At 50.9% G+C, this 12,897-nt stretch carries 13 protein-coding genes; 9 read left to right on the plus strand and 4 right to left on the minus strand.

The window, feature by feature from the left end:
• Nucleotides 1-71: 71 nt before the first annotated feature.
• Complete coding sequence (locus NSQ24_RS02535) at nt 72-824, plus strand: metallophosphoesterase family protein (protein ID WP_003392865.1); 753 nt, start codon at nt 72-74, stop codon at nt 822-824.
• 34 nt (nt 825-858) lie between these two features.
• Nucleotides 859-1,176: an HAD family hydrolase gene (locus NSQ24_RS02540; protein WP_081924473.1), complete on the plus strand. Its 318-nt coding sequence runs from the start codon at nt 859-861 to the stop codon at nt 1,174-1,176.
• 54 nt (nt 1,177-1,230) lie between these two features.
• Here NSQ24_RS02540 and NSQ24_RS02545 read toward each other — a convergent pair whose 3' ends face one another.
• On the minus strand, nt 1,231-1,845 hold the full coding sequence (locus NSQ24_RS02545) for a helix-turn-helix domain-containing protein (protein ID WP_338462796.1): 615 nt from the start codon (nt 1,843-1,845) through the stop codon (nt 1,231-1,233).
• Between the two features lie 273 nt (nt 1,846-2,118).
• On the opposite strand from NSQ24_RS02545, the gene cyoE reads away from it, so the two are divergent.
• The gene (gene cyoE, locus NSQ24_RS02550) at nt 2,119-3,063 is read left to right on the plus strand and encodes a heme o synthase (protein ID WP_003392856.1); all 945 of its coding nucleotides are present in this window, start codon (nt 2,119-2,121) and stop codon (nt 3,061-3,063) included.
• Nucleotides 3,064-3,396: 333 nt separating this feature from the next.
• Here cyoE and NSQ24_RS02555 read toward each other — a convergent pair whose 3' ends face one another.
• Nucleotides 3,397-3,552 (minus strand): hypothetical protein, encoded by a 156-nt coding sequence (locus NSQ24_RS02555; protein WP_003392854.1) that lies wholly within the window; start codon nt 3,550-3,552, stop codon nt 3,397-3,399.
• 131 nt (nt 3,553-3,683) lie between these two features.
• On the opposite strand from NSQ24_RS02555, the gene NSQ24_RS02560 reads away from it, so the two are divergent.
• Both NSQ24_RS02560 and NSQ24_RS02565 read left to right on the plus strand, forming a co-directional pair.
• Nucleotides 3,684-4,256: a GNAT family N-acetyltransferase gene (locus tag NSQ24_RS02560; RefSeq protein WP_003392852.1), complete on the plus strand. Its 573-nt coding sequence runs from the start codon at nt 3,684-3,686 to the stop codon at nt 4,254-4,256.
• Nucleotides 4,243-4,878, plus strand: coding sequence for a C39 family peptidase (locus NSQ24_RS02565; protein ID WP_031933386.1), 636 nt, complete (start codon nt 4,243-4,245; stop codon nt 4,876-4,878). Before NSQ24_RS02560 ends, NSQ24_RS02565 begins: the two co-directional genes overlap by 14 nt.
• 149 nt (nt 4,879-5,027) lie before the next feature.
• Here NSQ24_RS02565 and NSQ24_RS02570 read toward each other — a convergent pair whose 3' ends face one another.
• Together NSQ24_RS02570 and NSQ24_RS02575 are read right to left on the minus strand one after the other, a co-directional pair.
• On the minus strand, nt 5,028-6,149 hold the full coding sequence (locus tag NSQ24_RS02570; RefSeq protein ID WP_339167183.1) for a GNAT family N-acetyltransferase: 1,122 nt from the start codon (nt 6,147-6,149) through the stop codon (nt 5,028-5,030).
• 441 nt (nt 6,150-6,590) lie between these two features.
• Nucleotides 6,591-7,973, minus strand: a complete 1,383-nt coding sequence (locus tag NSQ24_RS02575; RefSeq protein WP_339167185.1) for a PLP-dependent aminotransferase family protein — start codon at nt 7,971-7,973, stop codon at nt 6,591-6,593.
• A 213-nt stretch (nt 7,974-8,186) separates the two neighbouring features.
• Between NSQ24_RS02575 and NSQ24_RS02580 the strand changes: the two genes are divergently transcribed.
• The 4 genes from NSQ24_RS02580 (at nt 8,187) to NSQ24_RS02595 (ending at nt 12,887) form a co-directional block, all read left to right on the plus strand.
• The gene (locus NSQ24_RS02580) at nt 8,187-9,107 is read left to right on the plus strand and encodes a DMT family transporter (protein WP_339167186.1); all 921 of its coding nucleotides are present in this window, start codon (nt 8,187-8,189) and stop codon (nt 9,105-9,107) included.
• 423 nt (nt 9,108-9,530) lie between these two features.
• Nucleotides 9,531-10,703, plus strand: coding sequence for an MFS transporter (locus NSQ24_RS02585; protein WP_339167187.1), 1,173 nt, complete (start codon nt 9,531-9,533; stop codon nt 10,701-10,703).
• A 107-nt stretch (nt 10,704-10,810) separates the two neighbouring features.
• Nucleotides 10,811-11,323, plus strand: a complete 513-nt coding sequence (locus tag NSQ24_RS02590; RefSeq protein ID WP_003392842.1) for a DinB family protein — start codon at nt 10,811-10,813, stop codon at nt 11,321-11,323.
• Nucleotides 11,324-11,705: 382 nt separating this feature from the next.
• Complete coding sequence (locus NSQ24_RS02595; RefSeq protein WP_327925712.1) at nt 11,706-12,887, plus strand: M20 family metallopeptidase; 1,182 nt, start codon at nt 11,706-11,708, stop codon at nt 12,885-12,887.
• The last annotated feature ends 10 nt before the right edge of the window (nt 12,888-12,897 follow it).

Genomic DNA, 12,897 nt, shown 5'->3' on the forward strand with positions numbered 1-12,897 from the left:
CACGCAAGCATTTCGTTTCCGTGGTGGTTTTTTTAAAAGTACGGTTTGATGGTCGAAAGGAGAGATGTACGATGAAAGTGGCAGCACTTTATGACATCCATGGCAATTTGCCAGCCCTACACGCTGTGTTGGATGAGCTTGAAGACGTGAAGCCGGACTTGATTGTCATTGGGGGAGATATCGTCTCTGGGCCAATGCCTGCACAGACGCTCGAGCGTCTTTTCCGGCTGGAAACAAAGGTCCGCTTCATACGTGGCAACTGTGATCGCGAAGTCGTCATGGCTTTTGACGGTGAGCCGCTTCGTCCCGGAATGTCAGCGAAGGGGCGTGAAAAGACCGAATGGGTCGCCAAACAGTTGACACGCGCTCAGCGCGATTTTTTGTCGCAGATGCCGCAACTGTTTGTCCATGATATCGAAGGGATTGGGGAGGTATTGTTCTGTCATGCGACCCCGCATAGCGACGAGGTGATTTTTACACCGCTCACGCAGCAGGAAAGGCTGGACGCTATCTTTCAGGGAGTTGAGCAAGGAACGGTTGTTTGCGGGCACACGCATATTCAGTTTGAACTGCTTGCCGGAAAAACTCGCGTCATCAATGCAGGAAGCGTGGGTATGCCCTATGCCGACCAGCCCGGTGCCTATTGGCTGCTGCTTGGCCCGAACGGATGCGAGTTTCGGCGGACGGCTTACGACGTAGAAGCGGCCGCAAGCGAAATTAGAAGAAGTGACGATCCACAAGCCCATGAGTTCGCAGAGGAGAATGTCGTCCAGGTCCCCACGGCTGCTCAAGCAATGGAAGTGTTTGAGCGTATGTCTGGATAGCCGCTTTTTTAGCGAGGCATGAAAGCGCAAAGGGGTGTGTCCGGCGCTGCACATTGAGCATTTTTTCGATAAGGCATTGATATCGGAATGGGAAGGGCTGCAAAAGCCAGACCCGGCGATTTTTCTTCGGGCGCTTGCAAAGCTTGGCGTTCCGGCAGAAGATGCTCTATTTGTAGGGGATCATCCGGAGAACGATGTCAGAGCCAGCCGGGCTGTCGGAATGAAGGCGGTTTGGAAGAGAAATGAACAGTTTGAAACTGTAGCAGAGGCGGATGCTGTCATTGACGATTTGGGGGAGCTAATCCATATTGTATGGCACGATCATGTTCACCCCTTATTTCCGTATAGATGATCACAAACGCCCAACCCTGCATTTGACATGCTGCCCCCTCCCATCAGGGGAAACCTATTCTTCCTCACGAGGGGGCTGGAGCATGCTTTGCAGCGCTTTTCCAAATAAATCGGGAGGAGCGGCGTTTTCCACAATAGAAGAAAAGATAGCCATGCCATTTTCCAGCGACAATAGAGTCCACGCCATTTCTTCCGCAGATAAAGACGCCTCGCAATGCTCCTTTGCCATCATTTCCTCGATTGTCTTTGAGAGTTGTTCTGCCGATTCCAAGATCATGCTCGACCACTTCTGGCGAACCGATTCCTCTCGCATCGCATATAAAAGAAATTCCATGTTCAGCATGCTCCAGGTCCGGGTTTGCTGTCTGGCTGAATGGAAATAGCGGTTCATCGTCTCATGAAAATGCTCAAGTGAAGGCTGTTGGCTAATAATTTTATGGATAGTGTGCACATGCAATTTCATTTGCTGTTCCAATATAGCAAGAAACAGCTCTTCCTTGGACTGAAAATGGGCGTAAACGGCTCCTTTGCTAAACCCGGCAAACTCCGCGATTTTATCGACAGAGGCCCCGTGAAAACCGAGCTGGGCAAAAGTCTTCGCTGCCGATTCCAGAAGCAATTGCCGTGTTTCCTGCTTGCGCTCCTCTTGGGTCAATCGTCGTCTCGTCACCGCTCGTCCTTCCTTTCTTGACTGCCGTCCCATATACTATTAATATACCGATTAGTATGTAAATTCCAATGAGTATATAAGGAAACATCTGTATTTTTCTACTTTAAATCGTTATTTGCAGCGTCTTTCGGGATAGTCATTTCCCATTTGGCAGGTACTGGTGTGTGCCAATTGTTTGAACTCGCAACATAATGAATGATAAATTGATATACTAGGTAGGAGTAAAAAGAGCTGGTCACATTTCGGGTAGATTAGAAAAGGAAGATAGGGAAAATGCAAAAGGACGAAAAAATCGATACGAACATACAACAAGCCCTCTCAACGGCTCCGAAACAGACATTGTCAAAGATTTTGGCGCAAACCGTGAAGACGGGGATTATCAAGTCGAATTTGATTCCGATGTTTGCGGGATTGACATTGGCCTTATATACGTACAAGATCAGCCCGTTTGAAAAGCTTCCGGAAATCATCTTGGCTTTCGTCGGTTCGAGTCTGGTAATGGGGGCGGCGGGGGCTTTTAATAACCTGTATGACCGCGACATTGACTCTGTGATGGAGAGGACCAAAAACAGACCTACTGTAACAGGGGAAATAGAGCCGAAGACGGTATTGTGGCTGGGGATTGTCATGACGATCCTGGGACTGGCGGCTCTCGCATGGACTACTCCGCTTGCGGCATTGCTGGGGTTTTTGGGACTGTTTTTTTATGTCGTCCCTTATACGATGTGGACGAAACGAAGGACGATCTACAATACAGAGGTGGGAAGCATCTCTGGAGCAGCTCCTCCGCTCATCGGGTGGGCAGCGATTCATCCGGATATCACGCATCCGGCGATCCTGGGCCTCTTTGTGATCATGGTAATTTGGCAAATGCCCCATTTCTATGCAATCGCGATCCGCAAGCACGATGAGTACAAGGCAGCAAAGGTTCCCATGCTGCCTGTAGTCAAGGGCGTCCGCAGAACCTATATCCAAACGAATGTGTATTTGGTCGTATTGATCGCGACCAGCTTTCTGCTTGGCTCGCTTAGCCTCGGACTGATGCTGGTGGCTCTTCTGTTGAGTGTCGCATGGCTGATTTTAAGTGTGTATGGCTATAAAAAAATGGACCCGGAGAAGTGGGCAAAATCGCTGTTCCTGTTTTCACTGCTGCACATGACCGTCTTGTTTTCTACCGTGATTCTTTATTCGCTGGTGGGCGTCTTTCTGGAATTGTAAGCATACCAGTCCGACAAATTCATATGTTGGCGGGTATTCGCAATGGCAAAGGCAGGCTCTGAAAAGGGGCTGTCTTTTTCTATTCCCGGATAAAAATTGAGCTGCCCGATATAAAGAGAAGGACTTAGGCAGCAGAATGGACAAATAGTAAGTATTCCCTGGCGGACTGCAACTATGGAAGGCAGCGGCTGCGCGAGCAACATGCCAGAGGGGATGCAAAAGAGTGGCTGATTCCCCCAGGCCAAATCCGCGCCCTTGATGGTTCGGCACAAGCCGTCGTACCAAAGCTGGGCGGCTTGTGCCTGTAGCCTTTCGGACAAGAGGCTGGATCGCCTATTTCGGCGCTTCTTTTCCCGCATCCTCGGATTCTTTGTCCAGATTGGTCCGAATGCCAATGATTGGACCTTGGGGAGGCGGGGCGATCACGCGGTCGGTCAACTGTTTAAAATCGGGCAAATGGTCCTCGCGGTGTGTGTCGATGGGGAACAATCCTCCTTTCATGTATGGACAATGAATTTGGACTTAGTATATCCAAAGCAAGGCTGTCCATTTAGAACAAAGGGAGAGTAGCTGGATTGTCGGTCTTCTTGTGGGGGCCAGTTAAGTACGGGAGGAAGACAATGAATATAAAAATAGCGGAACTGAAGGACGCTCACGGAGATTACCGCGTGGATAGCATCGATGGCAGCTTTCTCGTTGATTCCGAGCTTGTCCTATCCGTAACCGATGGGCGAATCGGGTATACAGTCAGAGAAGTGCCTGCTTATCAGAAAAGCTATTTGGAAGAGGAAGACGTGGACTATTCCGAATACATCGGCAATCCCGATCAAATCATCTATGTCGCACTGGCAGACGATAAAGTCGCGGGCCTGATTGTGTTGAAGCGGAATTGGAACCATTTCGCTTATATAGAAGACATCAAAGTAGACAAAAGCTGCAGAAGGTTTGGTATCGGCCGCAAATTAATCGAGCAGGCCGTGCTTTGGGCGAAGGCGGGCGGAATGGCCGGCATCATGCTGGAGACGCAAAGCAACAATGTAAACGCATGCAAATTTTACGAGAGCTGCGGCTTTGTCATAGGCGGCTTTGATTTTTTTGTGTATAAAGGCATTCCCGAAAGCAGCGGCGAGACTGCGCTGTACTGGTACCTTCATTTTGATCGGGAGCGAACAAATCGCCATGGAAAGGAATGAGAATATGGCTGTAGTGCCTTATTTTTCGCAATGGGAATCTCGGGAGCTGGTGCCGGATTTTTTGTCCGGGCGCATGCTTCCTGCCGATGACCCCCTGTGGCATCTGTCCGGCGCCTCCAACCGGGAGGAATATGCGACCTGGAGCGCTCACATCTGCGGCATGGCTTGCCTGAAAATGCTGCTCGCCCATCGGCAAAAGCAAATCATTCCAACCATCGAGTTAATGAAACAATGCCGGGAATACGGAGGGTATGTCGAGAACGGGGACGGGACGATCAAAGGCTTGTTCTACCGTCCCTTTGTTTCCTTTGTCGCGGACAAATTCGGGCTTGCAGCCGAGGTCAAGGAGCATACACCGATTGAAGAGATCGGCGAATTGCTCGATCAAGGCCATGTCTTCTTTGCTTCTGTCCACCCGAGTATCCGCACGCCTGAGGTGACGCCGCCCCGGCAAGGCGGGCATCTGGTGTATGTATTTGGCGGCAATGCTCAAACCCGGGAGGTCGTTTTTCACAATCCATCCGGGGACACGCCCGCCAGTCAGGAAAATGTCCGGTTAAGCTTCGAGGTCTTCGCCCGTTTTTACGCCGGGCGGGGGGTATTGATCAAGCCTTCGCAATAAAGGTAATAGAAATGGATAGAGCTTCAGTTGATGCCTGAAACTCTATCCATTTTTTGTTTGTTTCAGCTAAACTTGTTTACTGCAAAATTCATACGGAGGGACAGTCCGGGATTTGCTCTCCGGCGCCAATGCGTCGGTCGCCTGCGTTTTTATTTCGCCAATTCCAGAGCTATGGCCGCGGAATCCGCTTCGGAGTACACATAGTCTGCGGCGGTCTGGCACTCGGTACCGTCCCAGCCTTTCTCCACAGCGATCCGGTAATAATGCTTGGCGCGCTCCTTCTCGCCGATCCGGTAGAACAGGCAGGCCGCATTCCAATACAGCGAGGCCATGCCGTCCCAGTCCCAGCCTTTGTCAAGGGCCTGGGCGTAGCTCCATGCGGCGCGGGCATAATCCTTTTGAGTGCCCACAGTCCCGTCTCCTTGCATGTAATAATTGCCGTTTACGAGAAAATTGTTCAGCGGATTCGTCCACCCGAACAGGACCGGGTATTCGGCAAGCGGCTTGAATCCGACAGAAAGGGCCGTTCGTCGAGAGGCTGCATTGCTGGACCAGCACTGCCAGCCTGCTCGTGTGAGGCCCCGTTTCCGGGCCAGTGCGAGAGCGCCTGCGGCTGTCTTTTTGGCCCAGCCTTTTTCCCGGTAGCCTTCTGCGGTTTCAACGCCCAGCTCGCACTCGCTGCCGACCACCCAATCTGTCAGGCACCAGCTGACAATGACCGGTCTTCGCTCTGTTTCCTCAATGCCGACGCATCCGAAACCTTTGTCTAGAAATGCCTCCAGCGAAGGCCATTGGTTCGAGATTTCCTCCAAAACGTCGTCCACACCGATGCAATCCTCGCGTGCCAGCAGCTTTTGATCCACAGGGATGACACTGTCGGCAAGCGGTGCATCCGTGTTGCCCAGATCGTGAGAAAAAGTCATTCTGCCGCTTTTCATCGCGTACAGATCTTTCATCACGATATCCATTTTCGCTTCCCACAGCGGGCTTTGCGGGTAATAGACGACATAGTCCAGCACATCGTCGGCGTCAAGCTTGGGAAAAATCTCATGTCGTAACAGGCTGTTCATCTCCCGTAAAAACAGATCATTATCGGGATTGCCGCCCAGATATATTCCTTCTGTGCTTGCCACCATGGCCGTAGCAGAATCATCCGCCATAAAAATTCGGCCGGGTATGAGGCCATGGATCACTCCGTGAATACACAAGTGGTTCTTGCAATCCTGAAAAATGTCCAGGGCCTTTGTATAGTTTTTGCTTTGCAGCTCCATGAAGCAAAACCTCCTTTTGTTTGGGAAAAGCATAAAATCGCATAACGGCTAAAACGCTGTTCCATGACGGCAACTGCCTTGCTTGCGCATCGCCCGGATTTTGATAAAATCGCGGCCTTTTCGTTCCGTAATCTCTGCGTACGCCTGTTTTTGGGCGCAAAAAGACCGCAGACAACGCCTGCGGTCTCTATCGGCCTATTGTTGCCGGGTTTATCTGCAAAGCAAATAAACCCCCTTTTTATAGGAGCCATGAGCAGCGATATCCTTATAAAACTGCAGAGGAAGCACCATCTGCACTATTTAGTTCATCATCATTCCATAAGGAAAATAAGCCCGGCGTTTCATGCCAATCATTCCCTTCAAAAGCGAGATGCCATTAGAATAACGCAAATGGATTGCAGATACAACCTGTATTTTCCAAAAAAGGGTACAGCTTCAGGCTTACAGCAGCAAAGATGGTCTGGAATGAAAATGATCCTTTTTCCCTTGAAGAAAGACAATGCACCGGGCGATTTGTTCGACCCCGCGGCCAATCTGCTCCTCGCTCACCTGGGAGATGCAGAGGCGCAGCATATTTTCCTGGCGATATTCAGGCAAAAACATGCGCACCGCGTCATCGACGTAGACATTTGCCCGGAGCAGCAAATCGGCCATCCGCCCGGCCTTCACATGTTCAGGGAGAGAGACGGCCAGATAAAAACCGGAAGTCGGCCTGGAGATGGAAGCGCCGGGGGGCAAGTGGATGTCGCAGGCTTCTTGAAGCAGCTTCATCTTTCGTTGATAAAGCTTTTTTATTCTTTTGATGTGTCCCTGGAACATGCCGCTCTTCAAATAAATTTCCAAGGCTCCTTGAGAAAGTGCGGAGCTGTTGAAATCTGCACTGAATTTATGGCGCGAAAATGTGTGGATCATGAGCTTGGGCAGGACGACGGCGGCAAGTCTTAGTCCGGGCAGCATGATTTTCGAAAAGCTTTTGAGATAGATCACTCGCCCGGAAGGATCGTAGGAGAACATGGGGTCATGCCTGGGGTTCGGATCAAGATCGCCCAGAAAATCATCCTCAACGATGTACACATCGTATTTTTGCGCCAGCTTCACAATCTGTTTTTTCTCTTCATTTGTATAGCTGTGACCAAGCGGATTGTGAAACCGCGGGACGGTATAAAAAAATTTGATGTCATTGTTTCGGAACATATATTCCAAACGGTCGAGATCAAGTCCTTTCATTGTCCGTTCGATGCCCAATGCCGTGGCGTTCTGAAGCTCCACTGCCTCTATAAACCCGAAGTAGGTTGGCTGTTCCATAAGGATATTTCTTTTGCCGTTGGGAAATGGCATAGACACCAGCAGATGGAGAGCCTGCTGCGCTCCCGACGTGATGAAAAGCCTCTCCGGATCTGTAAACACCTGCAGATTTTGCAAGTATTTGATGAGCTGGAGGCGCAGGGAATAAAAGCCTTGGCGATCGGAATAACTGAACAGCTCTTCTTTGTAAATGTCGATGGCCTGGTTGATGCAATGCTGAAACTCAATGTAAGGCATCGCTTCCCTGTCCGGACCGGCGGAATAAAAATCAACCTTTTTGTTTGTAAGCTCATCATGCGGCGAGCGGTATTCATTCACCACATAGTACCCGCTTTTCGGAACGGAATACACCAGATGCTCTTTTTCCAACTCGCTGTAAGCCTGAATGACGGTATTTTTGCTGCAGGAAAATCGGTCGGCCAGCATGCGGACCGAGGGAAGCTTGCTTCCGGGACCGATTGTTCCGTTTGCCACCTGCTGCTTGATTACGCTCATAATCATCTCGTATTTTGCGGCCACAAGGTAAACCTCCCGATTCTGTACCAGGACAGATGAGGAAAAGCGCGATTTCAATCGCTGTCTGTCTCCCCTATAGTGTAATTATTCTGACATGTCTTTGGAAGCAATGTATGAAAATTTGGAGTGGTACAGTTCATTTATTTCGCTTGCAGCTTGGGCAAACGGGGGACAGATGCCTGACCCCCGGCTGCGAGCAAAAAGTGGGGGATTGTCATGCTGGGAGAAAAACAGGAAAAGAAAGAACGGCTAGGGTTGTTGCTCGGTGTAATCGGGGTGTTTTGCTTTAGTTTAACGCTTCCGACCACGCGAATAGCGGTCGAATATTTCGGCCCCACAGTTGTCGGGCTGGGAAGAACGGTGATCGCTTCGGTCCTGGTTGCGATTGTCTTATTGATTCGGAGGGAGAAGCTTCCGTCTGCCAAACAGTTTAAAGGACTGATTGTCGTCGCTCTCGGTGCTGTCCTGGGCTTTCCTTTACTCACATCCTGGGCGATGGAGAGATTGCCTGCTTCTCACGGAGCCGTAGTCGTCGCCTTGTTGCCATTGGCTACTGCAGGCTGCGCCATGCTTCGCGCAAGAGAGCTTCCTTCCTTCAAGTATTGGGTGGCCAGTGTGGTAGGCTTTCTGGCGGTTATCGCGTACGCCTTCCACCTCGGATTCGGCCAATTGCAGTATGCCGATTTCGCGCTGCTTGCGGCAGTCATCATCCTCGCCTTCAGCTATGCCGAGGGAGGGCTGCTGGCACGGGACTTGGGCGCTTGGCAGGTAATAGCCTGGGCACTAGTCATTGCGGTTCCGTTTATCGTCGTCCCTGTCCTGATGAACGTCACAGGGGAAATGCTGCACGCCCCCCTGAAAGCCTGGATCAGTTTTATCTACCTTGCCGTCGTCAGTCAGTTTTTGGCATACGTAGCGTGGTATAGCGGCCTTGCCATGGGGGGAATTTCGCGGGTGAGCCAGATGCAGTATTTGCAGCCCTTTTTGATGATTCTGTTCTCCGCTCTTTTGTTGAACGAATCGATCACGCTTTTCACGATAGCAACCTCTGTCATTGTCGTGCTTTCCGTAATGGTAGGGAAGAATGCGCCCGTGAGAAAGGTTCAGGCCACATCACATTCCAAATCGATGAAATAGTCGGCAGAGGGAGCGGGGCTTGTGCGATTGGTTCAAACAGAAACCGGGCAAAACTCGGGCAAAACCCTGGCAAAACGAAGACCAAATCGCGCAAGCCCCGGTGCATTGCTTGTTATCAGCCGCTTTTTGTGAGCGGCATGATACCTAGCCTATGTGTCTGTTCTATTTTCAGGCCGCGTTTTCTTTTGCTGCAACGGACCTCAGTACACCGCTGCTTGCCCACAAGAGCAGCGAAAGGGCGAAGCATATCGCTGTAAACCTGCTGTGGCAATTCCCATCGCCTTCATGATGTTTTGAGGGGAACAAGCGCGGGGATAGCCGCCCAGACCTGCGGGGTGACGAAAGCGGCAGAAATCCCTGCCAGCGCCCGAAACAGGATCATCGACCAAAAGCCCGTGAATAGGTCAGAAAGGAATAACAATGATGAAGAAACTGTATGTTTACCTTCTTGCATTCGGCGTTTTTTTCACAGCGACTTCTGAACTGGTGGTATCCGGAATCCTGAATGTCATCGCCGAAGAATTGCATATATCCACCGCTCTGGCGGGGCAGCTGATCACCGCTTATTCGCTCGCGTTTGCGATTGGAACCCCGATCATTGTGTCGTTTACGTCCCGTATGGAGCGCAAACAGGTTCTGGTTGGTTCACTTGCTGTGTTTATCCTCGGGTGTCTCGTCTCGTTTGCTAGCGCCCAGTATGCGACCCTGATGGTATCTCGAATGATCCTGGGTGCAAGCTCGGGCGTATATCTTGTCGTCGCACTCGGCTCTGTCGCAAAACTGGTGCCTGCCGAAAAAATGGGCGGCGCGATTGGAACGGTCATCCTTGGGTTCAGCAGTGCGATGGTATTGGGAGTGCCGATCGGGATAGCCATTGCCGGCTGGCTTGGCTGGCAAGCCATTTTTCTCATATTGGGCCTCTTCAGTCTGCTTGTCATGGTTGTCATTTTCCGCAGGTTCCCCAAGATTGAGGGAGACGCTCCCGTTTCGTTCAAAGACCAGTTTAAGGTACTGGGGAATCTCGTCATCGTAAGCGGTTTGTTCCTGACTTTTTTCAGGGAATCGGGAAATTCCGTCATGTTTACGTATTTGACGCCGTTTTTGCAGTCCATTTTGCAGATGAAGCTCTCTACGGTCGGTATGCTGATGCTCGTGTTTGGCATATTTGGCGTGATCGGGTCGCGATTGGGCGGATTTGTCGTCGACAAGTGGGGAGTTGTTCGGATGATTTTGATCGGATTGGCTGTTCATGTGGTATCATTGGCGCTCTTGCCTCTGTTTTCCTCATCGCCGGCAATCGGTTGCCTCCTGATAGCCGTCATCGTGCTTGCCATGTTTACGACCGCTCCTGCGATTCAAACGTTCTTTATTCAGCAGGCCCCTCAGTCAGCGAATCTCGTACTTTCCTTGCAAACATCGATTATTCATTTGGGATTGGCGGCTGGAGCGGGAGCAGGGGGAGTCATGGTCAATGCGGCTTCAACCGTCCTTTACAATCCGTGGCTGGCGAGCTTGATTGTAGGGCTCGGATTGGTTGCCGCCCTCGCTTGTGTTTCACTGAGCGGGAGAAATGATGCAAAGCCGGCTCAAAATTAAAAATATAGATGATCAAAACTTCCCTGACCGCCGATGTCAGGGAAGCTGTTTTATGATGGCTACATACTGATGCAGACGATGGGTTTCCGAAAAAGGGAGGAACTATTATGGAAAAGCTTGTATTCAATATGTACGACTACCATGTATGGGCAAATCAAACCATTTTCAATCACTTAAAACAACTGCCCCAAGACGTATACACGATGGAGATGCAAAGCGTCTTTCCTTCCGTTTCAAAAGTAATGTCCCATATTTATATGGTCGATCACTGTTGGTATGACATTCTTTCCGGCAAAAGCATGAATGAAGCGCTGGCATCTGCCAATCAGCTGATAGAACAGGCGGAAGCCAAAAGCATCGAGGAGCTGGACGCGTTGTTTTCAGACTTGTCGGAGCGGTACAAAGCATTTTTCAGCAGGCAGGACAACATGGACCAGACGATCGAGCTTGACAATCCATATGCAGGGTTCCGGAAAACGAGCTATGCCGAAATTGTTTTGCAGGTCGTAAACCATGGCACGTATCATCGCGGCAATATTTCCGCCATGCTGCGGCAAATCGGCCACGCCTCGGTCATGACAGAATTTGCGCTTTTTTGGTACGCTAAGCAGGACGAATAGGTTGATCGAGTTTGGCGGCAGCGTTTAGACGGCTCGGTTTGGACGGCTGCGTTTGACTGGTGCATATGACAAGCTCCGGCGTGTTTGCCACTTCCGGCATTTGGGGAGGAAGCGGCCAACAGAAAAATGTAATGCAATTCCTTTGAAGGTCGACCGGATTGTACCGGTTGACCGTTTGCTTTTCTGGAAATGAGCATACAAATTTTGGGTTAGAATATTCTGAATAGTGTGTTGTACGTGCTTTTGAGGAAGCTTATAATAAAATCCTAGCCAACGGAACAAGAACAAATGCTGCTCGATACTGTCGTACAAAAAACGTCGCTATCGATTGATATTCTTCGTTTCCAACTGACAAAAACTCGCGGAGAGGGGAGGTGCCTGAATGGCAGCAGAGCAGCTACGCAGGCTGGTCGACGAGATTCAGATGGAGGTCATCGAATGGCGCAGGTATTTGCACCGGTATCCAGAGCTGTCCTACCAGGAGGAAAAAACAGCCCAGTTCGTCTGCGACACACTCACCTCATTTGGAGGATTGGAACTGTCCAGGCCGACCCAAACAAGCGTAATGGCCCGTTTGCGCGGAGCACGGCCGGGACCGGTCATCGCCATTCGGGCCGATATGGATGCCCTGCCGATTGCGGAGGAAAACACGTTTGATTTTGTCTCGCAAAATCCTGGCGTCATGCATGCCTGCGGTCATGACGGCCATACGGCAATGCTGCTGGGGACGGCCAAAATACTGTCCGGAAGCAAAAGCAGGCTGAACGGTGAGGTCCGTTTTCTCTTTCAGCACGCGGAAGAGTCGCCGCCGGGCGGGGCAGAAGAGATGGTTCGTGCAGGAGTGCTGGACGGAGTAGACATGATCGTCGGCGCCCATCTATGGTCCCCTTTGGAATACGGCAAAATTGGTATTCTCTACGGTCCGGCTATGGCCGCTGGCGATTCTTTTACGATCAGGATTCATGGAAAAGGCGGCCACGCTGCAATGCCCCATCTGTCCGTTGACAGTATCGCGGTTGCCGCCCAAGTCGTCAGCAACCTCCAGCAGATCGTTTCCCGCAATACCGATCCGTTGGAAACGCTGGTTCTGTCGATTACGAAGTTTCAGGCTGGAACGGCTTTTCATGTCATCCCCGGCACGGTCGAAATTTTGGGGACGGTGCGGTATTTTCAGCCTGAGTTTCGCGAACAAGTCCCTCCGCTGATGGAGCGTATCGTAAAAGGGATCGCGGAAGCCCACGGCGCTTCTTATGAATTCCGCTACGATTTTGGATACCGGGCAGTCATAAACGATGAGGAGGTGACCAGGCAGGCAGAAGCCGCTGTACGAGAGTATTGCGGAGAAAATGCGATCGAACGGATGGCACCGGTTATGGCAGCGGAAGACTTTTCTTCATTCCAGCAGAAAACCCCCGGCTGCTTTCTCTTGATCGGGGCAGGCAACAAAGAGAAGGGCATCACTTTTCCCCATCATCATCCGCGCTTTACGATTGATGAGGATGCCTTGGCCGTAGGGGTCGGCATATTTGCCCGGCTCGTTGAGAGACTGTGCCTTGCTTCCTGACAACTGCCGA

The sequence above is a fragment of the Brevibacillus sp. FSL L8-0520 genome (assembly GCF_037963895.1).
Lineage (GTDB): Bacteria > Bacillota > Bacilli > Brevibacillales > Brevibacillaceae > Brevibacillus > Brevibacillus borstelensis.